This is a genomic window from Burkholderia sp. SIMBA_051, assembly GCF_046534915.1.
Lineage (GTDB): Bacteria > Pseudomonadota > Gammaproteobacteria > Burkholderiales > Burkholderiaceae > Burkholderia > Burkholderia ambifaria.
This window is the reverse complement of the sequence record NZ_JAWRXS010000013.1, coordinates 85,059-112,031: the sequence shown is the minus strand read 5'-3', so window position 1 is coordinate 112,031 and position 26,973 is coordinate 85,059. Positions and strand designations below refer to the sequence as shown.

Sequence of the window (26,973 nt, the reverse complement as noted above, 5' to 3'; positions counted from 1 at the left end):
GAACGCTGCCGGGCTGTACCATGTGACAGCCACGCTGTCACACCGATGCAGTGTTGCCGGCGTCCAGGTTGTACTTGGCCAGCTTGCGGTACAGCGTCATGCGCGACCAGTTCATCTGGCGCGCCGCTTCCATCTTGTTCCAGTTGGTCTGGCGCAGGACCGAGACCAGCCGTTCGCGCTCCTGTTCGCCAGCGGAAAAGTCCTGCAGGAACAGGCGGCGAAACGCCGGCGGAAGGTCGCCCAGCCCGAACGGGCGCCCTTCCGGTGCATCGATGAACAACGCCTCGACCAGGTTGCGCAGCTCACGTACGTTGCCGGGCCACGGGTAGTGCCGCATGTACTCGAGCAATGCCGGATCGGGTCGCCCCACGCGCATCGCCCGCCGCTGGTTGTGTTCGGCGACGAAGTGATCGACGATCGACGCGATGTCCTCCGGCCGTTCCCGCAGCGGCGGAATCTCGATGCGCGCGACGTTCAGGCGATAGAACAGGTCGGCGCGGAAACGGCGCTCCGCGACCAGGTCCTCCAGTCTTTCGTTGCTGGCGGCCACGATCCGGACATCGACAGGGCGCCGGCGCAGCGAGCCGACCGGCATCACCGTACGGTCTTCGAGCAGGCGCAGCAGCTTCGCCTGGACAGCGGGCGGCATCTCGCTGACTTCGTCGAGGAACAGCGTGCCGCCGTCGGCCTCGACGAAGCGGCCGGGAAACGCGTGCTGGGCGCTGGTGAAGGCGCCGCGCTCGTGGCCGAACATCTCGGATTCGAACAGGCTGTCGGGCACGGCGGCGCAGTTCACCGCGATGAACGGCTTGTCGGTGCGGGTGCTGAGGTGATGGACGGCGGTCGCGACGCGCTCTTTGCCGGTGCCGGTTTCACCGGTCACGAGCACCGTCGTATCGGTTTGCGCGACCTTCGCCAGATAGCGACGCAGATCGATCATCGCCGGACTCGAGCCATGCAGCCCGAGTGACGTCGCGCAAATGCCTCCGATCGTGCTCATGCGCGCGCCGTACGGCTAGCAAACCGTTGACGGATGTTGCGCAGCCCCGAATTTCATCGCCACTTCCCCCCCGCTGGATGTTGAGGAACAAGGCAACCATCCTCGATGGCGATTGTTGGCACGCGTTTAATTAGTACTGGAATGCGTGTTGAATGGATAGCCGCGTGTCACGACGCCGGCCGATAATCAGTGTAGTGTCAATATCGAGGTTCGTACAACCTTCCGAGAGGCGACGCTTGCGCATGACATGCCGGCTCGCCGGTGCGACTGTGAGCCAGTCGACTCGGACATGCGCGGACGCGATCGCGAATGTGTCATGTCACGCATGTTCATCGATCCGTGCGCAATCAGCACGACGAACGGAACACCGATCGCGGCATCCGGTGAATGCGGGTCCTGACCGTCCGCACACTGGCTCGCCGACTCATCCCGCGCATGCCGCGCATCCCACCCGTCACGACGGCGTGGCATCGCTCTCGCGCAGCGTGATGCCCGTCCACGCGCCGCTTGCGGCCAGTTCGCCGATCAGCTCGACGATCGTTTGCCGCACGGCGAGCGCGGCGGAATTGACGGGGGACGTGTTCGACCAGCACAGGCTCGCGGGCCGGCGAATCTCCGGCTCGACGATCCGGCGCATCTTCGGCCGGCTCGACGGCTCGCGCGACGCCAGCGCGGAAGCAGGCAGGATCGTGCACGCGAGGCCCGCCTGCGCAAGCGATATCATCGTCGGCAGCGAATCGATATCCGCGACGATATTCAGCGGCACTTCTTCACGCGCGAACGTGCGCTCGAGCAACAGGCGCAGCCCGTTCTGCACGCCGGGTGCGACGAGCGGCACGCCGGCGAGCGACGCGAGGGAACAGGTTCGCGCGCGCGACGGCACCGCGCCGCCCGGCTCGCCGAGCAGATACAGCACCTCGTCGAACAGCGGCATCGCGGTAATACCGGTGGTGTTCGATTCGCGGAACAGGATCGCGAGGTCGAGCCGCCCGTTCGCCAGCAGCTCGTTGATGAAGCCGCTCATGGTCTCGATGTACTGCAGCCGGATGCCCGGATAACGCGCCCGGATCCGTTCGAACAGCGGCACCGCGAGAATCGACGTCATCGTGGTCGGAAACCCCACCGCGACCGTGCCCGACTCGCTGCCCGCGCCTTCCCGCACTTCCTGGCGCAGTTGCTCCATCTGCCGCAGCACGAGCCGCGCATGGCGGTACAGCGCCTGGCCGGCCGCCGTCGGCTTCACGCCCTGCGGGCTGCGCACCAGCAGCGCGACGCCGAGGTCGCCTTCGAGCTTCGCGATCTGCTGGCTCAGCGACGGCTGCGCGACGAAGAGTTTTTCGGCCGCTTTGCCGAGGCTCCCGTATTCCACGATGCTGACGAAGTAGCGGAGCTGACGGATGTCCATGGCGGTTCGATCGAAGCGAAAGCCATAGGGTACCCCTATGACGGGTACATTCAAACGGTATTTCCGCCGCGCCCGCGCTTCACCTACAGTCACTTCATGCCCAGTCAGAAGCGCCGGCCGCCCGGCGATGGAGGTGACAGTGAATGCTTCCCGGTCGAATGCCAGTGACGATGTGCAGCAGGTCGCGACCGACCTGATCAGCGCCGAACGGGCGGCCGCACTCGCGGCCACGCTCGACCATCCGACCGTTCCCGCCGCCGGCGATGCGTTGCCGCCCGCGTGGCACTGGCTGTATTTCTGGTCGATCGCGCCACACGCCGAGCTCGGCCCCGACGGCCATCCGCGCAAGGGCGGCTTCCTGCCGGACCTCGGGCTGCCGCGCCGCATGTGGGCCGGCGGCCGGCTGACGTTCGAACGCCCGCTGCCGATCGGCGCGATCGCGACGCGCACGTCGCGCGTGCTGTCGGTCGAGCGCAAGGAAGGCCGCAGCGGCACGCTCGGCTTCGTGACCGTCGAGCACGTGATCGAAGCCGCGGGCGAAGTCGCGATCCGCGAGGAACACGACATCGTCTATCGCGGCGCGGCGGCGCCCGGCACCGTCGCGCCCCCGCCGAAGGCCGCGCCCGAGCATGCGCAATGGCGGCGCGACATCACGCCGGACGAAGTGATGCTGTTCCGCTATTCCGCGCTGACCTTCAACGGCCATCGCATTCATTACGACCGCAGCTACGTGCGCGACGTCGAAGGCTATCCGGATCTCGTCGTGCACGGCCCGCTGATCTCGACGCTGCTGCTCGACCTCGTCACGCGCTCGCTGCCCGGCGCGACGATCAGCGAATACGCGTATCGCGCGGTGCGGCCGGCCTTTCTCGGCCACCGCTTCAGCGTGTGCGGCCGCCTCGCCGACGACGGCAAGACCGTCGAGCTCTGGGCGAACGACCACGACGGCTGGCTGACCATGTCCGCGAGCGCGACCCTCGCCTGACCCATTCCGACGCTTTCCCCGATACGACGCATGAACCCTACCGACGCGTACCAAGACATTCGCGAAGCCGTTCGCGACCTGTGCGGCGAGTTTCCCGCCGAATATTTCCGCGGGATCGACGAAGCGCGCGGCTATCCCGAAGCGTTCGTCGACGCGCTGACGAAAGCCGGCTGGCTCGCCGCGCTGATTCCGCAGGAATACGGCGGCTCCGGCCTCGGGCTGACCGAGGCGTCGGTGATCATGGAGGAAATCAATCGCGCGGGCGGCAACTCCGGCGCGTGCCACGGCCAGATGTACAACATGGGCACGCTGCTGCGCCACGGCTCGGCCGAGCAGAAGCAGCGCTATCTGCCGAAGATCGCGAGCGGCGAGCTGCGCCTGCAGTCGATGGGCGTGACCGAGCCGACCACCGGCACCGACACGACCAAAATCAAGACGACCGCCGTGCGCAAGGGCGACCGCTACGTGATCAACGGCCAGAAGGTGTGGATCTCGCGCGTGCAGCACTCCGACCTGATGATCCTGCTCGCGCGCACGACGCCGCTGTCGGACGTGCAGAAGAAGTCGGAGGGGATGTCGATCTTCATCGTCGATCTGCATCACGCGATCGGCAACGGGATGACCGTGCGCCCGATTCCGAACATGGTCAACCACGAGACGAACGAGCTGTTCTTCGACAACCTTGAGATCCCCGCCGAAAACCTGATCGGCGACGAAGGCCAGGGCTTCAGGTACATCCTCGACGGGCTCAATGCCGAACGCACGCTGATCGCCGCCGAATGCATCGGCGACGGCTACTGGTTCGTCGACAAGGTATCGCAGTACGTGAAGGATCGCGTCGTGTTCGGCCGCCCGATCGGCCAGAACCAGGGCGTGCAGTTTCCGATCGCCCGCGCGTTCGTCAACGTCGAGGCCGCGAGCCTGATGCGCTTCGAGGCCGCGCGCCGGTTCGACGCGCACGAACCGTGCGGCGCGCAGGCGAACATGGCGAAGCTGCTCGCGGCCGACGCGTCGTGGGAAGCCGCGAACGCGTGCCTGCAGTTCCATGGCGGCTTCGGCTTCGCGTGCGAATACGACGTCGAGCGCAAGTTCCGCGAAACGCGCCTGTACCAGGTCGCGCCGATCTCGACGAACCTGATCCTGTCGTATGTCGCGGAGCACATCCTCGGCCTGCCGCGGTCGTTCTGACGGGAGCGACGAGCATGCGTCCACTGGAAGGCATCAAGGTCGTCACGTTCGAGCATGCGATCGCCGCGCCGTTCTGCACGCGTCAGCTCGCGGATCTCGGCGCGCGCGTGATCAAGATCGAACGGCCGGGCGTCGGCGATTTCGCGCGAGGCTACGACGAACGCGTGTCGGGACTCGCGTCGCACTTCGTGTGGACCAACCGCTCGAAGGAAAGCATCACGCTCGACGTCAAGCAGCCCGCGGCGCTCGACGTCGTGCACAAGCTGCTCGCGGATGCCGACGTGTTCGTGCAGAACCTCGCACCCGGCGCGACGCAGCGCCTGGGGCTCGACTACGACGCGCTGCGCGCGCGCTATCCGCGGCTGATCGTCTGCGACATCTCCGGCTACGGGCTCGACGGGCCGTTTCGCGACAAGAAGGCATACGACCTGCTGATCCAGAGTGAATCCGGATTCCTGAGCATTACCGGCTCCGACGGCGAGCCGGCCAAGGCTGGCTGCTCGATCGCCGATATCGCGGCGGGCATGTATGCGTATTCGAACATCCTCGCCGCGCTGATCGAGCGCGGCCGCACCGGACGCGGCCGGCACATCGACGTGTCGATGCTCGAAAGCATGGTCGAGTGGATGAGCTATCCGCTCTACTACGCGATCGACGGTCAGCCGCCGCCGCGGCAAGCCGGCGCGTCGCACGCGACGATCTTTCCGTACGGTCCGTTCAAGGCCGGTGACGGCCACACCGTGATGCTGGGCCTGCAGAACGAGCGCGAATGGAAAAGCTTCTGCGAGACCGTGCTCCGCATGCCCGAGCTCGCGGCCGACGCGCGCTTCGGGTCGAACAGCCGCCGCGTCGCGAATCGTGACGACCTTGCATCCGTCATCGTCCGCGCGTTCTCGACGCTGACGGCCGCCGACGTGATCGACCGGCTCGAGCAAGCCGGCATCGCGAACGCGCGGATGAACGACATGCACGGCGTGTGGACGCATGAACAGCTCGCCGCCCGGCAGCGCTGGACACGGGTCGACACGCCCGCCGGCGAGATTCCTGCGCTGCTGCCGCCCGGCATCGCACCGAGCGACGAACCGCGCATGGATCCCGTCCCGGCGCTCGGACAGCATACCGACGCGGTGCTGCGCGAGCTCGGCTATGCCGATGAACAGATTCACACGTTGCATGCATCCGGCGCGGTCTGACCGGGCCTTTCCGCGCTGATCGCAGCGCGCCTCTCATCCAACTATCGAAGCGTCTCCGCGTCTGGTCAGCAGACGCGAGAGCGCCACATCTGGAGACATCATGGCGAACACCGTCAATGCCGCCGGCCGGCTCGACCGGCTGCCCGTTTCAAGGTTCCACTGGAAGATACTTGGATTGATCGCCGGCGGCGCGTTCCTCGACGCGTTCGACATCTATCTCGCCAACGGCTCGGTCGCGTCGATGGTCAAGGACGGCTTCACCGATCTGCGGCACGGCGCGATGTTCGTGTCGTCGACGTTCGTCGGGATGATGATCGGCGCGTTCGTCGCGGGGTATGTCGGTGATCGGCTCGGGCGGCGGTATTCGTATCAGCTCAATCTCGCGGTGTTCGGGCTCGCGTCGATCGCCGCGTGTTTTGCGCCCGACATCGAATGGTTGATCGTGCTGCGGTTCATCATGGGGATCGGGCTCGGCGCGGAACTGGTCGTCGCGGCCGGGACGCTCGCCGAATTCGTGCCGCCCGACACGCGCGGGAAGTGGGTGTCGCTGCTTGCGATCATTACCAACAGCGGGTTGTTCGCCGCGCTGGCCGCGGGGTACTGGATCATTCCGCATCTCGGCTGGCGCTATATGTTCGCGCTGGCCGGTATCGGTGCGCTGGTCGTATGGTTCATGCGCAAGCGGATGCCGGAATCGCCGCGCTGGCTCGAATCCGTCGGGCGGCTCGACGAAGCGGAGGCGACGCTTGCCGCGATCGAGCAGGAGGTGAGCAAGCAGGTCGGCGCGCTGCCGCCGGTGCGGCGCACCATTGATCTGCATGTCGGGAAGGCGCCGCTCGCGGTGCTGTTTTCGAAAGGGATGCGTGGGCGGATGGCGGTTGCCGCGCTGACTGCGATCGGCGTGAACGTCGGGCTCTATGGCTTCATTGCGTGGCTGCCGACGTTTTTCGTCACGCAGGGCTTGTCGGTCGTCAAGTCGCTCGGGTTCGTGTTCCTGATGTCGATCGGGTCGCCGGTCGGCGGGTTGATCGGATATCTGATCGCGGACCGGATCGGCCGTGCGAGGGGAATCGTGATCGCGTCGATTCTCAGCATCGCGCTCGGCTGGCTGTATGTGTCGCTGCGCGATACCACGGCGATCATTCTGGTCGGTTTCTGTCTCGTCAGTGCGATCTATACGATCACGACGCTCGGGTTGTTTGGGTATATTCCCGAGCTGTTTCCGACCGAGGTGCGGCTGCGTGGCACGGGCGTCGCGGGGATGTGCGGGCGGATGTCGTCGATCGGGACGCCCGCGCTGGCACTCGCGCTTTACCAGGCGTTCGGCGTGTCAGGCGTGATCGCGATGGTCAGCGCGACACTCGGCGTGCTCTGTGTCGCGATCGGGTTGCTGCGGGTCGAAACGGGGCGACAGGCGCTGGAGGAGGTCGCACCGGGGACGAGCGACGCGGATGGCGCGGCGGTCGCGACGCGGGTGACGCAAGTTTGACGTCGAAGATGTATCGGCGTACCGGTCGACGCGCGTCACCCGACTGCCCACGCGTGCCCGGCCGCTGAATGATCGGCTGAAATCCTAATGTCATCTCCGCGACGCGCGCCATAGTATTAGCAGGAATCGATCGGCGTCGGGATAGCCGCATGCGCGCCGCGCGCGCAAGCCGCGACCGCGATCGAGGTGTACAGGTGCGATGGGGCCGCCCATCGGAGTCGTCAGCCGGAGCACGTTGATGAGCAAGCGTGACCGAAACCCAGCGAGCGCCGCGCTACGCAGGAAGGCGTGGATGTTGATCGTTCTGGCGGCCTGTTGGCTGCCGTGCGTGGGGTTGTGGGCTGGAACCTCCGACGACGCCACCCGTTTGCGCGCGCTATATCAGAGTCTGAAGCCGCAGCTCGATAACAACGCGTTTCATCGGCGGCTGTATCTGGATTCGCAGGAGTCGTTCTCCACGGTCACGGGTGAAGTCTACGCAGAAGTGGACTACCCGTTCGCGACCGTCAGCAACGTCCTGGATTACCAGTCGCAGGGCCTCGCGAACTGGTGCGAGCTGTTGATCCTGCATCCGAACATCAAGTACTGCCGTGCGCCCGGCACGAATAGCGACAACATGCTGGCCCTGAATATCAGCAAACGGGAAGCCGCCGCGGAGCTCCCGGCCACTTACCGCCTGTATTTCCGTTACGACGCGGCGGCCCGGGCCCCGGGATACTTCAAGGTCAAACTCCACGCCGACAGCGGACCGTTGAATACCCGGGATTATCAGATTGTCCTGGAAGCGGTGCAGCTCGGTAGCAACCGCACGTTCCTGCATCTGACCTATGCATTCAGCTATGGCCTGGTCGGGCGCCTTGCGATGAAAAGCTTTCTGGCAACGTTTGACCGCGGCAAGATCGGCTTCACAAACGTCGCAGGTCCGTCCGCGGCACAAGCGGAATACGTCGACGGCATACGAGGCCTCGTGGAGCGCAACACCATGCGCTACTACCTCGCCATCGATGCCTATCTTGCCACCCTATCGAGCCCGCCCGACAAGCAGCTCGAGCAACGCCTGAGCACGTGGTTCAATTCCAGCGAGCAATATGCGCGGCAGTTGCACGAAATCGACCGGCAGCAGTACTTGCGGATGAAACAGGACGAATACCGGCGCCAGCAGACGGAGTAGCGGGCGGCGAAGCGCCGGCGGACAGGACCGGAATGTTCGCGCCGAGCCGCCATGAAAAGCGGACGCATCGCCGTGACGCCCGCGATCCGACGCTCGCGACGCATGGTTTAAATGTATAAGGGTGCACTAGACCGAACAGACAGCGTCAGTTCGTCTGACTCGGTTCGGCCATGAGCCGCCGGTCGAAAGCCTCACCCCTCGGACGTATAAGCGCCGGCTTCACTCCGTAACCGGCCGTCCGATTGATAAAGAAAGCTTGTTCGTCGGCCGAAGCGGTAACAGATATAGTTACTTCCGCGCGCGGTCTCATGCATCGGTCTCTTAAAGAAGACTGTATCGGCCACCACGACGCCAAGGTACCCCCTGGGCTACTGGCCTTTTTTCCTATTTTGTAGATGCGGAAGTTGTTTTGAGCTTAATATCTTTCCCCTTTTTTTGCATAGATGACCGTTTTCTGAACGCCGTACCTGCAGATATTGCAAAAAGGAGCCAAAACATAGCCGCAGTCCAGCACGCGTACGACACCGTAGAAGATTTAGAGTCAATTGCCTGATACAACGCAACAGAAAATCCAACTGCTGCATTGGATATTACTGAGGCTATAAAAATCCAAATCTCATAATCAGAGAGCGCCGACGCATCAACCATCTTTACATGAATTATCTCCGGAACGGAAATAACTACGTTAAATGGATCCCCCGCTGGATTATCTGAAGAAGGTGAACCTTTGAAAGATTCGACCTCGTCGTGTTTGGGTGCTGATGATGATTCGATATTGTTTTCTGACATTGAGCCGCCCGATCACTTTGTCCGAAGATTGATTTTTTCCCAAAGGCCCTTTGGCAGCCATCCCGCGTACGTACCGCCTTCCATCGCTGGCGTAATTAGAAGATGTATTTTTTCGTCAACGGACTTGATTACATCGTTTAGGGCGTCTTTTAATTCAATCCGATCCTCCAGTGAGTCCACCTTGACTACATATACAGACTTGAGTGGCTTAACCCAAGAATACCCCTTAAGCTTTGCCTTCATCATGTCATTTATCTCTGACCAGCGATTATCACTGGCAGATATATCCCAGCTAATAGTGACGTGCATTTGCCATCCTTTAAATATTCTTCGACATCCATCGCCGAAAAGTGATGGATGGATCGGCAAAGAAAACTGATCGCCATGCGATTATAGTGTCAAACCGGTAACAGCTCGAGCATGGATCGAATAAACGATGTTGCCCCCGCCAGCTCCGTATCCGTGAGTCGGCGCGGCCAATGTGCGCCCAAAAATGGGCGCTCAAGATAGAGAGACTGGAAGACCGCTCCGGGTCGATTACGGCCCTTGATGAAGTGACGGCCGAGCAATCTCAGACCTGATCTGACGCTGACTGAGAGATTAGGTCTTGACTTGCACGGTTTAAACGTCCGTTCGGCCGCCAAGTTGTTAGCGATCCTTGATTCTGTGCGCCCTTGCCCACCGCCCTGCTGCGCAACAAAGCCGCGCCACCCGCCCGCGGACCTCAAATCGCCCGTCCTTTCAATGACCGGCGTCAGCCACCCAACGAATCAGCGTTAGTGTTTACCGCGACCACCCGCAGGCTTCCCGGCCGGCTTGCGCGCGCCCGCACCCGCCTTGCCAGCGGGTTTGCCTTTGCCGCGCGGTTTTTGCACGCTGAACGGGCTACCGTTCAACACGCTTGCGCCCTTGCCCGCGGCTCCGCCACCCTTGCGCTTGCCGTCACCGCCTTGCGGCCGCGGCTTTTTCCCGGCCACCGGCATGGCCGCCGCCCCACCTTGCGGCACTTTGGGCTTCTTCGGCTTTTTAGGCTTCTTGATGATCTGCCCGGTCGAACTGGTTTCCGGCACGCGGTGTTCCGCTTCAAACCCCGGCTCTTCTTCGCGGCGCAGCGTCTGCCCGATCAGCGCTTCGATCGCGGCCAGTTGCGGGGCTTCATCCGCACACACGAGAGACACCGCCACGCCACTGGCGCCCGCGCGCCCGGTACGCCCGATCCGGTGCACGTAATCCTGCGCGACGATCGGCAGATCGACGTTGATCACGAGCGGCAAGTCATCGATATCCAGCCCGCGCGCAGCCACATCGGTGGCGACCAGCATCTGCACTTCGCCCGTCTTGAAGCGCTCGAGCGCCCGCAGCCGCGCGGGTTGCGGTTTGTCGCCGTGGATCGTGTCGACCGCATAGCCGGCCTCGTCCAGCATGGCCGCCAGATACTCCACGCCATTGCGGGTCTTGACGAACACCAGCGCGTGATCCCAGTTGTTCTCGGCCACCAGGTGCATGAAGAGGTCCGGCTTGTTGCGCTTGTCGACCGTCACCACCCATTGCTTGATCTTGCTCGCCGTGACATTGGGCGGGCTGACGCTGATATTGACCGGGCTGCGCAGAATGGTCGCCGCCATCGTGCGGATATCGTCGGTAAACGTCGCGGAGAACAGCAGGGTCTGGCGCTGAACGGGCAGCGCGGCGAAGACGGCATTGAGCTCGCGCGCGAAGCCCAGATCGAGCATGCGGTCGGCCTCGTCCAGCACCAGCGTTTCGACCTGATCGAACTGCACCGCATTCTGGCGGTTGAGATCCAGCAGACGGCCCGGCGTGGCAACGAGCACATCGACGCCTTTGCGCAACTTCATCATCTGCGGGTTGATGCTCACGCCGCCGTAGGCGGCCAGAAATCGCAAGTCGAGGCCCTTGCCGTAAGCGACGAAGCTTTGCAGCACCTGCTCGGCCAGCTCACGCGTCGGCACCAGCACCAGAACCCGCGCGCGGTTGCTGGACACCGCCGGGCCCTGCTGCACGAGCCGCTGCAACAGCGGCAGCGCGAAACCCGCGGTCTTGCCCGTGCCGGTCTGGGCGCCGGCCATCACGTCCTTGCCGCCGAGCACCGCGGGTATCGCCTTGACCTGCACCGGCGTAGGCGTCTGGTAATTGAGGTCCTGCAGATTACGCAGCAAGGGGTCGATCAGGCCGAGCGAGGCAAAAGACATGGACGTGTTCCGGGCTAAAACCGCAATTCTAGCGGTTGGCGCTGATCGCACCGTGCAGATCAGCGCGCCCGCGCGCCGTCACCCGAACAACTTCGTCGCCGCCGTGAGCGTATTGACGACACGCCACGCAAGCGGAATGCGCACATGGAGCCCCAACAGGGCGCGCACCGCCTGATTGGTAGGGACTGAATGAAAGCGACCGATGACATCGACCAAAATGATCGATTCGGTCACATTAGGGTTTTCATTGACTGTTTCAGTCACCACATCAGCTAGAATGCACACATCGCGCAACAATTTTGACCGAAACGAGCACATCGTTCCGTCCTGCGAGTTGCGCTGGCTGACGTACGTGGCGGCGCCCTAGGGCCCGCAAGTGCGCAGCCCCGCTGATTTTCTGCCCAACCCATGGCGACGGCGCCTTCGCCCGCCGTCCCTTCCGCGATGGAGCCTGCATGTCAATGTCGTTCAAGGGGATCGTTCCCGCGCTGATCACGCCGATGACGGCGGACGAGGACGTCGATGAAGACGGCCTGCGCGCGCTGGTCGAACGGCTCATCGAAGCGGGTGTGCATGGCCTCTTCGTGCTCGGCACCAATGGCGAATTCATCGCACTGAACGAAGAAGAGAAACTGCGCGTCGCGCGCATCGCGGTCAGTCAGGCCCGCTCGCGCGTGCCCGTCATCGCGGGCACCGGCGCCTATGCGACGCGTGACGTGATCGACCTGACCCGCAAGATGACCGAGGTCGGCGTGGATGCCGTGTCGGTGATCACGCCGTATTTCAACGGCGCGACGCAACCGGAGCTCTACGCTCACTACAAGAAGATCGCCGAGGCCACGCCGCTTCCGGTCATGCTCTACACAATCCCCGCAAAAGCGGGCATCACGCTGGCGGTCGATACCGTGCGCCGGCTTTCGGAGATTCCGAACATTCGCGGCATCAAGGACAGTGGCGGCGACTTCGATCGCCTGCTGCAACTGATCAACCTGCGACGCGACGACTTCGCGGTCTTCACCGGCACCGACTCGATGATTCTCTGGACGCTGATCGCCGGCGGCGACGGTGCGGTCGCCGCGACGACCAATGCCGTCCCGCAGGTCGTCATGTCCATCTGGAACAAGTTCCAGGCGGGCGACATCGCCGGCGCACGCGCGGCCCAGGAATCGCTGCGTGCGCTGCGCGATGCGTTCGCGCTGGGCACGATGCCCGTCGTGCTGAAAACCGCCGCGCAGATGCTCGGGATGCCCGCAGGCCCAGCGCGGTCCCCTGCCCAGCCGCTCGACGCCAGCGCGCGCGAACGCCTGGCGCAAGCGCTCTCCCTCTACCACGACGCCGCGCGCGGCCACTGAAACGGGTCATCAGCATGACTACCTATCACTTCCAGACCGTCAAGCACATCGTCCATGGCGCCGGCAGCCTCGACACGCTTGCCGACAAGCTGTCGCTGCTCGATACGCCGGTCGAGCGCATTGCGCTGATCACGCAACCTGCGATGGAAGAGCTCGGCGTCGCCGATCGCGTGATCGAATCGCTCAACGCGAAAGACGTCGACGTACGCATCATTCGCGGCGTCGAGCCGGAGCCGACCATCGGCAACGTCGAGGCCGTGTACCAGGAACAGATCGCGCCATTCGCACCGCAGGCGATTCTGTCCATCGGCGGCGGCAGCGTGCTCGATGCGGCGAAGCTGTTCGCGGTCCGGCTGACCAACGACGAACCGCTGCGCAACTGGCTCGGCATCGACCTGATCAAGCACCCGGGCGTGCCGATGATCCTGGTGCCGACGACCGCCGGAACCGGCTCCGAAGTCACGCCCAACGCGATCGTGACGCTGCCGGACGAAGCGCTGAAGGTGGGGATCGTCAGCCGTCACCTGCTGCCGCAAATCGTGATTCTCGATGCGGAGCTGACACTCGGCCTGCCGAAGCCGATCACGGCCGCGACCGGCATGGACGCATTCGTGCATGCACTCGAATCGTACATCTCGACGAAGGCGAACCCGATCAGCGACATGTACGCGATGGAGTCGATGCGCCTGATCGGCGCGAACATCGTCGAAGCGTATGAAAACGGCCGGTCGCTGAAAGCACGCGAAGCGATGATGCTCGGCTCGATGTACGGCGGCCTCGCGCTCACCGCCGCCGGCACGGCAGCGGTGCATGCGCTCGCCTACCCACTCGGCGGCATGTTCAACGTCACGCACGGCGTCGCGAACGCGATGCTTCTGCCTCACGTGATGGCCTTCAACCTCGATGCGATCGAAGGCCGGCTGTCGAACGTTGCGCGCGCACTCGATCTGGCATCGAAAACGGACGCGGATGCGGTCGCGGCACGCAAGCTGATCGACAAGATGGAGGAATGGACGGCGGCCGTCGACATTCCGCAGGATCTGCGCAAGTTCGGCGTGTCCGAAGCACATCTCGATGCGTTGGCGGTCGCGGCATCGAAGGTCAAGCGCCTGCTCGGCAACAATCCGAAGGCGCTGACGCTCGACGACATGAAATCCATCTACAGCCGCCTGCTGCCATGAACGCGAACGCGGTCGCACAGCACGCGGCACGGCTCCTGATCATCGCCGACGACCTGTCGGGCGCGGCCGATTGCGCGGTGGCCGGGCTGCGTCACGGCTTGACGGCGATGGTCCTGCTCGACGCCGACCACGCGGCGGCGCCGACGAACGGCGTGGACATCCTGTCGGTCGACGTGGACTCGCGCCGCGCATCGAAGGACGAGGCCGCCCGACGCAACGTCGCTGCCGTCGAGTCGCTGTCGCATTTCGGCACGCGCATCTACAAGAAGGTGGACTCGACGCTGCGCGGCAATGTCGCGGCGGAGGTGGCCGCGCTGGCGTCGCATCTTGGCATGGCGATCGTGTGCCCCGCCTATCCGGCATCCGGCCGCACCACCCGCGACGGGCGGCAATGGGTGCGCGGCGTGCCGGTCGAAGCCAGCGAATACTGGCTCAACGAGAACATCACGGGCAAGGCCGATCTGGTTGCGCTGCTCTGCGCCGAACATCTGCGCGTCGCCTACGCGGCAATCGGCACGGTGCGCGGCGACCCGGGCGAGCTCGCGGCGTGCCTGCGGGAAATGCAATCCGAGGGCGCGCAAGCCGTCGTGTGCGATGCGGAGTCCGACGACGATCTGCACCGCATTGCCCGCGCATCCGCGGCGCTCGACAACGTGTTCTGGGTCGGCTCGGCCGGCCTGGCCCCCGCGGTCATCGAAGCGCTGGAGCCGCCCCGCGGCATCGCCGAACCAGCGGCCGCCGGCGACGATCCGCAAGGACCGGTTCTCACGGTCGTCGGCAGCATGTCGAGCATCTCGCATGCGCAGGTGGAGTACCTCAAGGCCAACACCGGTGCCGGTCTCGTTGCGCTCGAGGTCGCCGTCTCCGCACTGGATGATCCGCGCAGCGACGTGACGACGGCCGTATGCGACGCACTGCGCGACGGCCGGCACGTGGTGGTCTCGTTGAGCCAAACGCAGCGCGGCGACGTGAACGACGGCCTGCTGTTCTGCAATCGTCTTGCGTCGTTGCTTGCGCCTGCCGTGCGCCACGCGGGCGCGATCATCGCGACCGGCGGCGAAACGGCGCGCGCGCTGCTCGCCGCGGCCGGCGCGAGCGCGTTGCGCGTCGTCGACGAAATCGAGGACGGCATGCCGCTGCTCGAATGCCGGCTGCACGGAAAGACCCTCCCCGTCGTGACCAAGGCCGGCGGCTTCGGCCAGCCCGGATCGATCCATCACGCGTGGCGCCGGCTTGCGAATCAAGGCAAGACGGCCAATACCGCTCAAACCAATTTGTGAAGGGAACTGACATGGACAACCGCCCCATCATCGGCATCACCATGGGCGACGCGGCCGGCGTCGGACCGGAAATCATCATGAAGAGCCTTGCCCATGCGTCCGTGTATGAGCAGTGCCGTCCCGTGGTCATCGGCGACGCCGCGCGCTTGCGGGACGCCGGCAGCAGAGCGGGCGTCGATCTCGAGGTGCGCGCCGTCAGCCGGCCGTCCGACGGCGCGTTCCGCGTGGGCGTCGTCGATTGCATCGACATGGCGCTCATTCCGGCCGACCTGCCCTACGGCAAGCTGTCCGCGGTCGCCGGAGACGCCGCGTATCAATACATCGCGCGCACCGTCGAGCTGACGTCGAAAGGTGAGCTCGACGCGATCTGCACCGCGCCGCTCAACAAGGAAGCGCTGCATGCCGGCGGCCATATTTTCCCCGGCCACACGGAAATGCTCGCGCATCTGACCGGCATCGACGAGGTATCGATGATGCTGGTCGCGCCCAATCTTCGCGTGATCCACGTGACGACGCACATCGGCCTGCTCGACGCGATTCGCAAGATCGAGCCGGGCCTCGTGCAACGCACGATCGAACGCGCGCACGACACGCTGGTTCGCGCCGGCATCGCGAATCCCCGCATCGGCGTGTGCGGCATCAACCCCCATGCCGGCGAGAACGGCCTGTTCGGCTACGGCGAAGAGGAAGAGAAGATCGTTCCGGCGGTCCAGGTGCTCCAGGCGCGCGGGTGGGACGTGGAAGGCCCGCTGCCGGCGGACACGCTGTTCTTCCGTGCGGGCCGCGGCGATTTCGACGTGGTCGTCGCGATGTATCACGACCAGGGGCACGGGCCGGTGAAGGTGATGGGCCTCGAAGCCGGCGTGAACGTGACGGTCGGCCTGCCGGTCATCCGCACGTCGGTGGACCACGGCACCGCGTTCGACATCGCCGGCAAGGGCATCGCCGACGAACGCAGCCTGCTGGAGGCTTTCCGCCAGGCCGTGGAGCTCGCCACGCGACGCAACGAGCCGGCGCCCGTCGCCGCGTAAGCGGCATCGGCAACGACACGCAACAACACGTAGCAACCCGCATCACCAAGAGGCGCTACCGGCAGGCACATGCCGGATCGCCCGACATACCCGAACGCATATCAACCGAAGGTAACGTGGAGACAAGCGATGGCCACCTTCAGTTATTGGGACACAGCCACCATCATCGGCATGGTGGTCGTCTACATTGTGATTACGAGCGTGATCAGCATTCGCCTGCGCAGCCGTAATTCCGAACAGTTCATGGTGGCCGGGCGCGCGATGCCCGCGCTGGTGGTCGCCATCCTGCTGATGTCGGAATTCATCGGCGCGAAATCGACGGTCGGGACCTCGCAGGAAGCGTTCTCGGCCGGCATCGCCGCGTCGTGGTCGGTGCTGGCGGCGGCCATCGGCTTTCTGTTGTTCGGCCTGTTCATGGCCAAGCGCCTGTATGCGTCCGGCGAGTTCACGATCTCCGGCTTCATCGCGCAACGCTATGGCCACGGCGCGAAGCTCGCCGTCTCCGCGATCATGATCTACGCGCTGTTCGTGGTGAACGTCGGCAACTACGTGAGCGGCGCGGCGGCCATCTCGACGGTCATGCGGATCAACCTGCCCACCGCCGCCATCATCACCGCCATCGTCAGCACCGTCTACTTCGTGTGGGGCGGCCTCAAGAGCGTCGCGTACCTGACGGTCGTTCACAGCGCCGTGAAGCTGCTCGGCATCGCCATCCTGGTCGGTGTCGCATGGAAGCTGTCGGGCGGCATCCGACCGATGGCGCAGAACATGCCCGCGCACTATTTCACGTGGACGGGCGCGCTGTCGGGCGGCACGATCGGCGCATGGATCATCGGCACGGCCGGCGCGATCTTCTCGACGCAGTTCATCATCCAGGCCATCTCGGCCACCCGGAGCCCGGAGGGTGCGCGCGCGTCGTCGCTGATCGCCGCCGTGCTGTGCGTGCCGATCGCGCTCGCGCTCGGCTTCATCGGCGTGACGGCCAAGTACCTGTATCCGAACATCAAGAGCCTCTACGCGCTGCCGGTGTTCCTGCAGCATATGAACCCGATCCTGGCCGGCATCGTCACGACGTCGCTCGTCGCGTCCATCTTCGTGAGCGTATGCACCGTCGCGCTGGCGATCGCTTCGCTGATCGTCAAGGACTTCTACGTGCCGCGCTTCAAGCCGACGCCCGACGTCGAACTGAGAATGACACGCTGGATCTCGCTGGTCGTCGGCTTCCTCCCGCTGATCTTCGTGCTGTTCGTCCCGCAGATCCTCGCGCTGTCGTTCTTCAGCCGCGCGCTGCGTCTGTCGGTGTCGGTCGTTGCGCTGATCGGTATCTACCTGCCGTTCTTCAGCGGCAAGCGCGGCGCTGTCTCGGCCCTGATCGTCGCGACGATCGCCACGACGGTCTGGTACCTGCTCGGCAACCCGTTCGGCATCGACAACATGTACGTCGCATTGGTGACGCCCGCCATCGTGCTGGTCATCGGCAAGCTGTTGTTTCATGGCGAGAGCTCGAATCTTCGCGACAAGCCGCTCACGCATCGCGAATCGCACTAACCTCGTAACTCGACAAACATTTCATGAGCACGAACCTCGTTGAAGCGGCGAGCGCCGCGTCGGATCACTGCGTTCGCACCGCGTATGCCGACGCGCAACGGCAGGAAGCGTTCCTGCCCACCGCCTGCGTGCAGAACCACGCGGCCAACCTGCATTGCCTCGCAAACGGCGACCTGCTGTGCGTGTGGTTCGGCGGCACCCAGGAAGGCATTCCCGACGTCTCCATCTACCTGTCGCGTCTCGCGGCCGGCGCGAGCGCGTGGTCGTCGCCTCAAAAGCTGTCGGACGACCCGACCCGCTCGGAACAGAACCCGGTGCTGTTCACCGCGCCGGACGGCCGCCTGTGGCTGATCTACACCGCGCAACTGTCCGGCCATCAGAACACCGCGATCGTCCGCCGCCGCGTGTCGACGGACGGCGGCGTCACCTGGGGCCCCGTCGAGACCCTGTTCGATCGCCCCGGCACATTCGTCCGCCAGCCGATCATTGCGCTCGACAGCGGCACGTGGCTCTGCCCGGTGTTCCTGTGCCGCACGGCCCCTGGTGAGCGCTGGGTCGGCAACGACGACATCAGCGCGGTCATGGTCTCCGACGACCAGGGCGCGTCGTGGGCGCTGCACGAGGTACCGGACAGCGTCGGGTGCGTGCACATGAACGTTCACGTGCTGCACGATGGCTCGCTGCTGGCGCTCTACCGCAGCCGCTGGGCGGACTTCGTCTACGCGAGCCGCTCGACGGATGGCCGCACGTGGAGCGCGCCCGAGCCGACCGATGTGCCGAACAACAACTCGTCGATCCAGTTCACGGTGTTGCGGAACGGTCACCTCGCCCTTGTGTTCAACGAGAGCGACGCTTCGCACGCCAACGAGCGCCGCGCGTCCCTGTACGACGACATCGAAGACTCGGAGGACAGCGGCGAGCTGCGCGACCAGAAGGCGTCCGCGCGCGGCACCGCTGTCTGGGGCGCCCCGCGCGCGCCGATGTCGCTGGCCATCTCCGAGGACGGCGGCAGGACATGGCGGCGCCGCCGCAACCTGGAGATCGGCGACGGGTACTGCATGACGAACAATTCCGCGGATCAGCGCAACCGGGAGTATTCCTATCCGTCCATCGTGCAGTCGCAAGACGGTGCATTGCACATCGCATTCACGTGGTTCCGGCAGAAAATCAAATACGTTCGCGTCGACGAAGCGTGGGTTCGCGGTCGATGACACTCGCCGGCGCAACTGGCCGGTCAATGCGGCAATTCGATAAACTTGTCGGTCGGGATGCGCAGACTTGCGCGCCAATGCGATCAGACCAGGAAATCACGCACATGAAAGTGACCAGGCGCCGGGAGGCGATGCTGCAGGCCGTGCTCGGGGGCATGACGGACGTTGCGACGTTGTGCGAGCACTTCGGAATGTCGGAAGCGACCGTTCGCCGGGATCTGCGTGCGCTCGCGAGCGACCGTCGCATTCTGCGCACCTACGGCGGTGCCGCCGCGGTGGGCGGCCACGAGCCGGAGCCCTCGCTCGAAGAGCGCCGCGTCAGTTCGCAGGAACAGAAGGAGGCGATCGCGCACACGGCAAGCGCATTCGTCGAGGACGGCGACACAGTATTCCTCGATGGCGGCACCACGACCGCGGCGCTCGCGCGCCTGCTTGCCGGCCGGACAGGCGTTCACGTCGTCACCAACAATCTGCTGGTCGTGAGCCCGCTCGCCGCATCGGGCGTGCAGGTGACGGTGATTGGCGGCGACGTCCGCTCGTCCAGCATGAGCACGCTTGGGCCGCTCGCGCAGATCGCGCTGAGCCGCCTGAGCGTCGACAAGGCATTCCTCGGCGCGGATGGCGTGGTCGCGGAACTCGGCTTGTGCGAGGCGAGCAGCGAACAGTCGTATCTGAAGGAGTGCGTGATGCGGCAGGCGGCCGAGGTCTTCGTGCTCGTGACCGCGGACAAGCTCGGACGCGCGAGCCAGCAGCACTGGACGCCGCTCGAGCGCGACTGGACGCTCGTGACGGACGACGCGGCGCTGCCCGAGCAGCTCGAGCCGTTCCATTCGCAAACGCGGATCACCGTGCATGCGGTCAGCACGAAGGCTGCGGCGACATCCGGCGGCTCATCGCAGGTTCAAACCTAGCAGGAGCGATCGTGGGTCAATTGGAGCAGTCGGGTTCGGGTTCGCGCCATGCGGTCGTGACGGGCGCGTCGTCGGGGATTGGACGCGCGATCGTCGGTCGTCTGCTCGCCGACGGCTGGCGCGTCACGGGACTGTGCCGCTCGCGCATTGAAACGACGCATGGTTCCCTGACCATCGTGCCGGTCGACGTCACCGACTTCGCGGCACTCGGGCCCGTGTGCGATGCACTGGGTGCGGTGGACGCGCTGGTGCATGCGGCCGGCTTCATGCGTACCGCGCCACTCGGTGAGCTTTCACACGAGGACGGCGCGGCAATGTGGCGCCTGCACGTTGAGTCCGCAACCTTTCTCGCCGATCGTCTGGTGCCCCGGATGCCCGCCGGCGGACGCATCGTGCTGCTGGGCAGCCGCACCGCCAACGGCGCAGCCACGCGCAGTCAGTATGCGGCGACCAAATCCGCGCTGGTCGGCCTGGCGCGATCGTGGGCCGCGGAACTCGCGCCGCAGCGCATCACCGTCAATGTCGTCGCCCCCGGCGCGACGGACACGCCGTTTCTGCGCGATCCGGCGCGCGCGGCAACGCCCCCGAAGCTTCCGCCGATCGGGCGATTCATCACGCCCGAGGAAGTCGCCGCGCTGACCGGCTTCCTGTTGAGCACGGATGCGAGCGCGATCACCGGGCAGCAGATCGTCATGTGTGGTGGCGCGTCGCTTTAACGCAAGCGGATGGTGTTGGCGTCGCCGAACCCTAGTTCGACACGACGCGCGCGAACGGCTTGGGCCGCCTGCCCGACTCCTGACGATCGATCATCCAGCCCGGGTAACACGGAGGCAAAGCACTCACGGCGTCGAGACGCGCCAGCTCGTCGTCGGTCAGGACGACATCGACCGCGCCGAGATTGTCTTCGAGCTGTTCGACCCGCTTGGCACCGATGATGACGCTCGTGACATGCGGCTTGGCGAGTAACCATGCGAGCGCGATCCGGGCGACCGACACATCTCGCGCGTCGGCGATGGCGCGCATCGCTGCGACGCACGGCCACGCCCGGTCAAGATCGACCGGCGGAAAATCGAAATGGCTGCGCCGCGCACCTTCTTCCGTTGGCGCGCCCGGACCAAACTTCCCCGACAGCAATCCGCCGGCGAGCGGCGACCAGACGAGCAGCCCCATCCGCTCCTCGATCGCGAGCGGCACCAGTTCGCGCTCCACGTCGCGTCCGGCGATCGAATAGTAGGCCTGGAGCGTCTCGAAGCGCGTCGCGCGGAGCGCTTCGCTGAGTCCGAGCGCCTTGCCGATCTTGCCTGCGCGCCAGTTCGAGACACCGACATAGCGCACCAGCCCCTGGCGCGTCAGATCGTCGAGCGCCCGCAGCGTTTCTTCGATCGGCGTGACGGAATCGTTCGCGTGGATCTGGTAAAGGTCGATATGGTCGACCTGCAGCCGTTCCAGGCTTCGCTGCACCGAATCCATGATGTGGCCGCGCGATGCGCCCTGATCGTTGGGCTTCGGACCCATCACGCCGGCCGTCTTGGTCGCCAGCACGATCTCGCCGCGCGGGACGCCGAGGTCCCGGAGCGCTTGTCCGACGAGGCGTTCGGCGTGGCCAAAGGAGTAAATATCGGCGGTATCGATGAAGTTGATTCCGGCCGCCAGTGCGCCGGCGATCAATCGGGTCGCGTCGTCCTGACCGACCGCGCCAATCGCCGCCCAGATGCCGGCATCGGCATTGCCGCCCAGCGTCATCGTGCCGAGACACAGCTCGGAGACATACAGGCCCGTGCGGCCCAGTTGCTTGTATTGCATCGTCGTTTCCTTCTGGATCGGCTGGAAAGAATGCGGCGGCGTCCGGTGCGGCGCGCCGCGCGCACCCGGATTTCAGTTGATTCGAGCGCGCCCGGCGCCGAACTGTGCGGCCATCGTTGCGACGCCTGCGCCATAACGGCGTGCCGTTTGTGGAGCCCCGGGCGACGACATGGGAAAGCACTCTACTGAGTCGCAGCCGGGTGATAAATGACGGCCGATTGAACGTTCTGTTACTTCCAGAGTGAACAATGCAAAACCGCAACGTGCGCTTGATCTTTGCCAAGCGTCGATCCCACGACGTATCGACGGCGGCTACCCACGCCATTGCGGCCACGCAGAACCCGACCATGAAAAAACCCGCCGAAGCGGGTTTTCACACTGCGTGCCGGTGTTCTTATGGGTTTTGCTTCGTACTACTTCACACGGGCGTCTTACCGACCTTGGGGTTGACCTGTGGCAGCGGGGGGAGATCAATGTCACTGCGGGCCATACCTAGGCAGGCAATGTATCCGTCGATATGCTGAAAGCCAACCTGCGCCTGGAAATCCAGAATGGCTACATTGACGTCCGCCTTCAGCGGGTACTCCATCGCCGTCGCCACGGGCCCTGATGGTTCGGACGTTCCCCATTGCGTGTAGTTCAGCGAATTTGTCGCAATGCTGACCATATCGACAGCAATTTTCACGTTGTCAGGGGTGTCATGGGGGGGAACGTCGCTGTAGACGTGTTTCACCTTCTGGAGGCTGTCCGCATTCCATGCCATCGGCACGATATCCCGCGTCGTGAATATGCGTACCGCATTGCCTCGCATCTGCTCGTCGAAATAGTCGGCGAACACCTTGTTGCCTGCTGTCGGCGCGGCAAACGTCTGGCAGTGGTACGTCAGAGATTGCAAGCCGCTCTGATTCTTTAGGTACAACACGATCGCGGACGCCAGCGCGCCTCCGAGGCTGTGCCCGACAACGTTGACTATCGATGACGGTGGCACGGTGCTCAGGAATTGGACGAGCGTCTGATGACTTTCATCGGGCGTCTTCAGTACGTGGTACAGCGCTCCGTTCGTACCCGCCGATATGCGTGCGTCCGACGGACAGTTCGGCACATACGCGCTGAATGGCTCGAGGGTGTCATAGGAAAAATCGCTCAGAACATCAAGCGGGGACGTGAAATTGGTGCCGCTCGTCACCACTGTATATTCGCCGCTACCGGCCAATTGCAAGACGACGGTCACATTGGCAGCTTCGCCATTAGGATCCGATACGATCGCCGGCCCCCACGCAATTTCGAATCGATCGTTCCGGGTCATCTTCGATCGGTTCAGGCGATCCACGATGATCTTTTTGACCTGCGACGCAGTCGGATGCTTGAGTTCCCTCCCGGCTCCGTCGACTGCTGCGTTGTTAAGAACATAGGCCAACGTGAGATTGGCCTGCATTTGCTCGAGTCTGCTGGATGTCATGGTTCGCCTCGTCGTCGCGCTGCGGAAGGGGGTCATTGCGAACCAGCCGATCACCCCCTGTTGCGCCGCAGCGGATCGGAATGGGGCTTGATTGCACGGAACGCAAGCGGGGCAGGCTCGCAATGAGCACGCAAATCATCGCGCGCGCGGTACGGCGGAACAACCTGTCGAGATTGGCAGGTACCGTCGGCCGGTCACGGCCGCGCGGGACGACTCGTGCTTCCGGCCGACGTGCGGCTTGCATGGCGCTTTTTGAGGGTTATACGACCTTTGCGCCATTCGCCTCACATTCCATACTTCACATCGAAAGATCACGCCGGGAAAGGCGCACGAACGCGATTGCATTTCGAGCGTTTGCCCCGATCAATCACGACATGGAAAGGAATGGAAGATGAGGCTCAAGAACAAGTCCGCGTTGATCACGGGCGGAACCAGCGGCATCGGTCTTGCAACCGCGAAGCTGTTCATTGCGGAAGGCGCGCGAGTAGCGGTTACGGGTCGCGACGATTCCGTATTCGAGCGGGTGAAGGCCGAGCTTGGCGAGCACGCGCTCGTTCTCAAGGGCGACGTGCGTTCGATCCAGGACATGCGGGCAATCGCTGCCGACGTAAACGCGCAATTCGGCGGCCTGGATGTCGTGTTCGCCAACGCCGGCTGGGCTTTCCCGTCCGCGGTCGCCGACATCGACGACAAACTCTACGACGAGATCATGGACGTCAACGTCAAAGGTGTGGTGTTCACGCTTCAAGCGGCGCTGCCGTACTTGCGGGAAGGTTCCTCAGTGATCCTCAACACGTCGTTCGTTGCGCAGACCGGCAAGCACGGCATCTCGTTGACCGCCGCTGCGAAGGCCGCCGTGCGATCGCTCGCCCGCAGCTGGTCCTACGAGTTTCTCGACCGGAAAATCCGCTTCAACGCGATCGCGCCCGGCGTGATGAACACGCCGCTGATCACCAAGTGGGGCATGTCCGACGAATGGGTTCGTGACCGTCGGGCCGAGTTCGCCGCGGCTATTCCACTGGGCCACATGGGCAAGGCCGAGGACATTGCCTACGCCGCACTCTATCTCGCCAGCGACGAGTCCGCCTACGTCGTCGGCACCGAACTGGTCGTCGATGGCGGTGCGTCGCAGCTTTGAGCCTGCGGTTCATGTCCGCCACGCGGTTCGTCGTGGCGTTGATTCAATCCGGTCCAGCCCGGTGGCACGCGCCGAGGGGCCGAAGTGCAAGGAGAAATCATCTTGACCGACAGTAGCGACAACAACGCTTCCGTAAAACCACTCACCCGAGCAGGTCGCTCGCGCCGCGATGTGCTCAAGCTTGGAAGCGCCGCCACGCTCGGCGCCGTCCTGGGCGGCGGCGCGTTGCTCGCGCACGCCACACCGGTTGGCGCACAGGCAAACAGCGAGGGGCTACTTCCCCCGAATGCCCCGCTCAACATTCTGATCGTCAACTACGACGGCGGTACGCTTCTCGACTTCGCCGGCCCCAGCGAGATTTTCCACCGGCTACCCAATACGAACGTTCGCTACGCAAGCCTCGACGGCGGCAACGTAACGCTCGAATTTGGCGTCGTGTATGGCAACACCGAACGACTGGCCGATATCGAGCAGACCGACGTGATCCTCGTCCCCGGCGGGTCCGATCTGACGGTGCCGATGCGCCCGGCGTATCAGGCGCAGATCCGGCGTCTGGCGGAAAGCGCCAAGCACATTACGTCGGTATGCAACGGATCGCTCGTGCTCGCCGCAACCGGCGTGCTCAACGGCAAGCGAAGCGCCTGCCATTGGGCCTTCGTCAACAAGCTGTCCGAATATGGCGCGATTCCCGTTCCCGAGCGCTTCGTCGAAGACGACAACGGCCGGTTCATGAGCGGCGGTGGCGTGACGGCGGGCATCGACTTCGCGCTTCGCGTCGCAGCGAAACTGCGCGGTCGACAGGCCGCCGAATTCACGCAGCTCGCGATCGAATACGATCCCGCGCCGCCGTTCCACTCCGGTCATCCGCGGGACGCACGGCCGGAAATCATCGCGATGGTCGACAAGAAACTGCCCGGCGCATCGAGGGGGCTCGCACGAATCCCCGGCGTTCGCTGAAACGCTTGTCTGCAACAGGTGCAGGCCGCGGCCACTCGATGAAGGTCGCGGCCACCTGTCCGCTCCACCGGCCCATTTGGCGCCGCCCTTTTCAATTCAAGCCCGTTCGGGAATCACACGATGCAACAGATCCGTCTTTGTACCGCTGCTCTGGCAGCCTGCGTCTCCTTTTTCGCATTCACGGCGCCGGCCACGGCCGGTGGCACGCAACGTCCACCCGAAGCGGCCATCAAGGCCGAAAACGCCCGATGGGCGAATGCTTTTGCGCGAGGGGACTACGAGGCGATAGGCCGCCTCTACACCGATGACGGCACACTCCTGCCGCCCGGAGGCGACAAAGTCACCGGGGGCCGCGCGATCGCCGAGTACTTAACCAAGGGCTATGCCGGAACGAAACCGGGCACCGTATCGTTCAGCCATTACGAGTTCTACGGTGACGACCGGATGGTGACGGAGGTGTCGGATGCGGAGGTGCGCGACCACGAGGGAAAGCTCAAGATCCGCGGCAAGCAGATCCTCGTGTTTGTGAAGCAGGCCGGCGAGTGGAAGCTGCATCGCGACATGTGGAACGACTACCCTCCGGTCAAAACCGCCGACCATTGAGCGGCCGGCGAAATCGCCCGTCAGACGGGCGTTGACCACGCAGCGCGCTGATGGGCCGACTGTCGATCAGCGCGCGCCGTTCGATCTGCTCTCGCGTCGAATCGCTTGCGGCGGATGCCCATGCAGTTTGATGAAGGCCCGTCGCATCCGCTCCGGATCGGTGAATCCCACCGCCAACGCGATCTGTTCGATTGGTTCGCTGCCGCTCTGCAGGCGCAGCCGCGCAGCTTCGACGCGCAAACGCTCGACTGCCTTGGCCGGCGTTTCTCCGGTTTCCCGGCGAAAGGCACGGCCGAACTGTCGCACACTCAATCTCGCGGCATCGGCAAGCCGTTCGACCGGCAATGCTTCAGCCAGATGCTCCCGGGCAAAATTCAGCGCGATGCGGATGCGATCCGATTCCGGCTCCATCTGCGACATGGCCGAGAATTGCGACTGCCCTCCCGGTCGACGATACGGAACGACCAACAGCCTCGAGACAGCGCGCGCGGTCTCCGCGCTCATGTCTCGTTCAATCATGCCGAGCGCCAGGTCTATGCCGGACGCGATGCCCGCCGACGTCCAGACGCGCCCGTCCACCACGTAGATGCTGTCGCCGTCGACCCGGGTGCGAGGAAAGCGCGCCTGCAATAGCGCCGCGTATCGCCAGTGCGTCGCGGCTCTCAAGCCGTCCAGCAAGCCCGTTTCCGCGAGCAGAAACGCGCCCGTACAGACGCTCGCGACCCGCGATGCCCTGGCCGCCAATTTTCTGGCGGCGGCGATATTCTCCGATGTCTGCATCGGATCGATATCGCCGCCCACGAACACGACGGTGTCGAACGTGCGCCTTGCGGCGGGCTTCGTCTCGATCGACAGGCCCGTATTGCCTTGCACCGGGCCGCCGGATTGCGAGATGACATGAAGATCGTACGGCGTATGGCCCGCGGCCGTGGCCACCTGATTGAAGGCCGCCAGGGGCCCGCCCAGATCAAGCGCATCGTAGCCACGGCAAACGAAGAATCCGATTCGATGCATGACGAGCGATTACCGAAAACTCAGAAGAGGCCCATTTTAACGAGATCCCTCGAAT

The 26,973-nt window shown here is 64.3% G+C and carries 25 protein-coding genes; 16 read left to right on the top strand and 9 right to left on the bottom strand.

Annotated elements, in window-relative coordinates; all coding sequences use genetic code 11:
- Window positions 1–37: 37 nt before the first annotated feature.
- Complete coding sequence (locus SB771_RS27775) at window positions 38–1,000, bottom strand: sigma-54 interaction domain-containing protein (protein ID WP_175661647.1); 963 nt, start codon at window positions 998–1,000, stop codon at window positions 38–40.
- Window positions 1,001–1,454: 454 nt separating this feature from the next.
- Window positions 1,455–2,405 carry a LysR substrate-binding domain-containing protein gene (locus tag SB771_RS27770; protein WP_175661648.1) on the bottom strand — a complete coding sequence of 317 codons (951 nt, stop codon included), beginning with the start codon at window positions 2,403–2,405 and terminating at the stop codon, window positions 1,455–1,457.
- 139 nt (window positions 2,406–2,544) lie between these two features.
- On the opposite strand from SB771_RS27770, the gene SB771_RS27765 reads away from it, so the two are divergent.
- The 5 genes from SB771_RS27765 (at window position 2,545) to SB771_RS27745 (ending at window position 8,431) form a co-directional block, all read left to right on the top strand.
- Window positions 2,545–3,390: a MaoC family dehydratase N-terminal domain-containing protein gene (locus SB771_RS27765; protein WP_175661649.1), complete on the top strand. Its 846-nt coding sequence runs from the start codon at window positions 2,545–2,547 to the stop codon at window positions 3,388–3,390.
- Window positions 3,391–3,420: 30 nt separating this feature from the next.
- The gene (locus SB771_RS27760) at window positions 3,421–4,578 is read left to right on the top strand and encodes an acyl-CoA dehydrogenase family protein (RefSeq protein ID WP_175661650.1); all 1,158 of its coding nucleotides are present in this window, start codon (window positions 3,421–3,423) and stop codon (window positions 4,576–4,578) included.
- A gap of 14 nt (window positions 4,579–4,592) precedes the next feature.
- A complete protein-coding gene (locus tag SB771_RS27755; RefSeq protein ID WP_175661651.1) occupies window positions 4,593–5,771 on the top strand; it encodes a CaiB/BaiF CoA transferase family protein in 1,179 nt (392 codons plus the stop codon).
- 100 nt (window positions 5,772–5,871) lie between these two features.
- On the top strand, window positions 5,872–7,260 hold the full coding sequence (locus tag SB771_RS27750; protein ID WP_175661652.1) for an MFS transporter: 1,389 nt from the start codon (window positions 5,872–5,874) through the stop codon (window positions 7,258–7,260).
- Window positions 7,261–7,498: 238 nt separating this feature from the next.
- Window positions 7,499–8,431 (top strand): hypothetical protein, encoded by a 933-nt coding sequence (locus SB771_RS27745; RefSeq protein ID WP_105832216.1) that lies wholly within the window; start codon window positions 7,499–7,501, stop codon window positions 8,429–8,431.
- A gap of 384 nt (window positions 8,432–8,815) precedes the next feature.
- On the opposite strand, the gene SB771_RS27740 is transcribed toward SB771_RS27745, so the two are convergent.
- The 4 genes from SB771_RS27740 to SB771_RS27725 all read right to left on the bottom strand — a co-directional run bounded on the left by SB771_RS27740 (window position 8,816) and on the right by SB771_RS27725 (window position 11,694).
- Window positions 8,816–9,220, bottom strand: a complete 405-nt coding sequence (locus tag SB771_RS27740) for a hypothetical protein (RefSeq protein ID WP_175705099.1) — start codon at window positions 9,218–9,220, stop codon at window positions 8,816–8,818.
- A gap of 12 nt (window positions 9,221–9,232) precedes the next feature.
- The gene (locus tag SB771_RS27735; protein WP_175661653.1) at window positions 9,233–9,529 is read right to left on the bottom strand and encodes a hypothetical protein; all 297 of its coding nucleotides are present in this window, start codon (window positions 9,527–9,529) and stop codon (window positions 9,233–9,235) included.
- Window positions 9,530–9,996: 467 nt separating this feature from the next.
- Window positions 9,997–11,430 carry a DEAD/DEAH box helicase gene (locus SB771_RS27730; RefSeq protein WP_175661654.1) on the bottom strand — a complete coding sequence of 478 codons (1,434 nt, stop codon included), beginning with the start codon at window positions 11,428–11,430 and terminating at the stop codon, window positions 9,997–9,999.
- A 78-nt stretch (window positions 11,431–11,508) separates the two neighbouring features.
- Window positions 11,509–11,694, bottom strand: a complete 186-nt coding sequence (locus SB771_RS27725; RefSeq protein ID WP_410721830.1) for a hypothetical protein — start codon at window positions 11,692–11,694, stop codon at window positions 11,509–11,511.
- Between the two features lie 191 nt (window positions 11,695–11,885).
- On the opposite strand from SB771_RS27725, the gene dapA reads away from it, so the two are divergent.
- From dapA to SB771_RS27685, 8 genes are all read left to right on the top strand, one after another.
- A complete protein-coding gene (gene dapA / locus SB771_RS27720; protein ID WP_175661655.1) occupies window positions 11,886–12,782 on the top strand; it encodes a 4-hydroxy-tetrahydrodipicolinate synthase in 897 nt (298 codons plus the stop codon).
- A 14-nt stretch (window positions 12,783–12,796) separates the two neighbouring features.
- The gene (locus SB771_RS27715) at window positions 12,797–13,963 is read left to right on the top strand and encodes an iron-containing alcohol dehydrogenase (RefSeq protein ID WP_175661656.1); all 1,167 of its coding nucleotides are present in this window, start codon (window positions 12,797–12,799) and stop codon (window positions 13,961–13,963) included.
- Window positions 13,960–15,243, top strand: coding sequence for a four-carbon acid sugar kinase family protein (locus SB771_RS27710; protein WP_175661657.1), 1,284 nt, complete (start codon window positions 13,960–13,962; stop codon window positions 15,241–15,243). Before SB771_RS27715 ends, SB771_RS27710 begins: the two co-directional genes overlap by 4 nt.
- A gap of 11 nt (window positions 15,244–15,254) precedes the next feature.
- The gene (gene pdxA, locus SB771_RS27705; RefSeq protein WP_175661658.1) at window positions 15,255–16,274 is read left to right on the top strand and encodes a 4-hydroxythreonine-4-phosphate dehydrogenase PdxA; all 1,020 of its coding nucleotides are present in this window, start codon (window positions 15,255–15,257) and stop codon (window positions 16,272–16,274) included.
- A gap of 129 nt (window positions 16,275–16,403) precedes the next feature.
- Window positions 16,404–17,822 carry a sodium:solute symporter family protein gene (locus tag SB771_RS27700; RefSeq protein WP_175661659.1) on the top strand — a complete coding sequence of 473 codons (1,419 nt, stop codon included), beginning with the start codon at window positions 16,404–16,406 and terminating at the stop codon, window positions 17,820–17,822.
- Between the two features lie 23 nt (window positions 17,823–17,845).
- On the top strand, window positions 17,846–19,033 hold the full coding sequence (locus tag SB771_RS27695; protein ID WP_175661660.1) for a sialidase family protein: 1,188 nt from the start codon (window positions 17,846–17,848) through the stop codon (window positions 19,031–19,033).
- 104 nt (window positions 19,034–19,137) lie between these two features.
- Window positions 19,138–19,944 (top strand): DeoR/GlpR family DNA-binding transcription regulator, encoded by an 807-nt coding sequence (locus SB771_RS27690; RefSeq protein ID WP_175661661.1) that lies wholly within the window; start codon window positions 19,138–19,140, stop codon window positions 19,942–19,944.
- Between the two features lie 11 nt (window positions 19,945–19,955).
- Window positions 19,956–20,660 (top strand): SDR family NAD(P)-dependent oxidoreductase, encoded by a 705-nt coding sequence (locus tag SB771_RS27685; RefSeq protein ID WP_175661662.1) that lies wholly within the window; start codon window positions 19,956–19,958, stop codon window positions 20,658–20,660.
- Window positions 20,661–20,691: 31 nt separating this feature from the next.
- Here the strand turns inward: SB771_RS27685 and SB771_RS27680 are convergent, their stop codons facing one another.
- Window positions 20,692–21,747 (bottom strand): aldo/keto reductase, encoded by a 1,056-nt coding sequence (locus SB771_RS27680; protein ID WP_175661663.1) that lies wholly within the window; start codon window positions 21,745–21,747, stop codon window positions 20,692–20,694.
- Between the two features lie 418 nt (window positions 21,748–22,165).
- Window positions 22,166–23,206, bottom strand: a complete 1,041-nt coding sequence (locus tag SB771_RS27675; RefSeq protein ID WP_175661664.1) for a lipase family protein — start codon at window positions 23,204–23,206, stop codon at window positions 22,166–22,168.
- A gap of 391 nt (window positions 23,207–23,597) precedes the next feature.
- Here SB771_RS27675 and SB771_RS27670 point away from each other — a divergent pair, with 391 nt between their 5' ends.
- From SB771_RS27670 to SB771_RS27660, 3 genes are all read left to right on the top strand, one after another.
- Complete coding sequence (locus SB771_RS27670; protein WP_175661665.1) at window positions 23,598–24,344, top strand: SDR family oxidoreductase; 747 nt, start codon at window positions 23,598–23,600, stop codon at window positions 24,342–24,344.
- Window positions 24,345–24,446: 102 nt separating this feature from the next.
- Window positions 24,447–25,301, top strand: coding sequence for a DJ-1/PfpI family protein (locus SB771_RS27665; RefSeq protein WP_175661666.1), 855 nt, complete (start codon window positions 24,447–24,449; stop codon window positions 25,299–25,301).
- 120 nt (window positions 25,302–25,421) lie between these two features.
- Window positions 25,422–25,904 (top strand): YybH family protein, encoded by a 483-nt coding sequence (locus tag SB771_RS27660; protein ID WP_175661667.1) that lies wholly within the window; start codon window positions 25,422–25,424, stop codon window positions 25,902–25,904.
- A gap of 66 nt (window positions 25,905–25,970) precedes the next feature.
- Here the strand turns inward: SB771_RS27660 and SB771_RS27655 are convergent, their stop codons facing one another.
- The gene (locus SB771_RS27655; protein ID WP_175661668.1) at window positions 25,971–26,918 is read right to left on the bottom strand and encodes a GlxA family transcriptional regulator; all 948 of its coding nucleotides are present in this window, start codon (window positions 26,916–26,918) and stop codon (window positions 25,971–25,973) included.
- Window positions 26,919–26,973: the final 55 nt, after the last annotated feature.

Coding starts and splice junctions, on each gene's coding strand:
- SB771_RS27660 (WP_175661667.1), top strand. CDS start 25,422: ATGCAACAGATCCGTCTTTGTACCGCTGCTCTGGCAGCCTGCGTCTCC.
- dapA (WP_175661655.1), top strand. CDS start 11,886: ATGTCAATGTCGTTCAAGGGGATCGTTCCCGCGCTGATCACGCCGATG.
- SB771_RS27745 (WP_105832216.1), top strand. CDS start 7,499: ATGAGCAAGCGTGACCGAAACCCAGCGAGCGCCGCGCTACGCAGGAAG.
- SB771_RS27670 (WP_175661665.1), top strand. CDS start 23,598: ATGAGGCTCAAGAACAAGTCCGCGTTGATCACGGGCGGAACCAGCGGC.
- SB771_RS27700 (WP_175661659.1), top strand. CDS start 16,404: ATGGCCACCTTCAGTTATTGGGACACAGCCACCATCATCGGCATGGTG.
- SB771_RS27715 (WP_175661656.1), top strand. CDS start 12,797: ATGACTACCTATCACTTCCAGACCGTCAAGCACATCGTCCATGGCGCC.
- SB771_RS27775 (WP_175661647.1), bottom strand. CDS start 1,000: ATGAGCACGATCGGAGGCATTTGCGCGACGTCACTCGGGCTGCATGGC.
- SB771_RS27755 (WP_175661651.1), top strand. CDS start 4,593: ATGCGTCCACTGGAAGGCATCAAGGTCGTCACGTTCGAGCATGCGATC.
- SB771_RS27675 (WP_175661664.1), bottom strand. CDS start 23,206: ATGACATCCAGCAGACTCGAGCAAATGCAGGCCAATCTCACGTTGGCC.
- SB771_RS27655 (WP_175661668.1), bottom strand. CDS start 26,918: ATGCATCGAATCGGATTCTTCGTTTGCCGTGGCTACGATGCGCTTGAT.
- SB771_RS27695 (WP_175661660.1), top strand. CDS start 17,846: ATGAGCACGAACCTCGTTGAAGCGGCGAGCGCCGCGTCGGATCACTGC.
- SB771_RS27735 (WP_175661653.1), bottom strand. CDS start 9,529: ATGCACGTCACTATTAGCTGGGATATATCTGCCAGTGATAATCGCTGG.
- SB771_RS27740 (WP_175705099.1), bottom strand. CDS start 9,220: ATGTCAGAAAACAATATCGAATCATCATCAGCACCCAAACACGACGAG.
- SB771_RS27760 (WP_175661650.1), top strand. CDS start 3,421: ATGAACCCTACCGACGCGTACCAAGACATTCGCGAAGCCGTTCGCGAC.
- pdxA (WP_175661658.1), top strand. CDS start 15,255: ATGGACAACCGCCCCATCATCGGCATCACCATGGGCGACGCGGCCGGC.
- SB771_RS27690 (WP_175661661.1), top strand. CDS start 19,138: ATGAAAGTGACCAGGCGCCGGGAGGCGATGCTGCAGGCCGTGCTCGGG.
- SB771_RS27730 (WP_175661654.1), bottom strand. CDS start 11,430: ATGTCTTTTGCCTCGCTCGGCCTGATCGACCCCTTGCTGCGTAATCTG.
- SB771_RS27680 (WP_175661663.1), bottom strand. CDS start 21,747: ATGCAATACAAGCAACTGGGCCGCACGGGCCTGTATGTCTCCGAGCTG.
- SB771_RS27770 (WP_175661648.1), bottom strand. CDS start 2,405: ATGGACATCCGTCAGCTCCGCTACTTCGTCAGCATCGTGGAATACGGG.
- SB771_RS27710 (WP_175661657.1), top strand. CDS start 13,960: ATGAACGCGAACGCGGTCGCACAGCACGCGGCACGGCTCCTGATCATC.
- SB771_RS27750 (WP_175661652.1), top strand. CDS start 5,872: ATGGCGAACACCGTCAATGCCGCCGGCCGGCTCGACCGGCTGCCCGTT.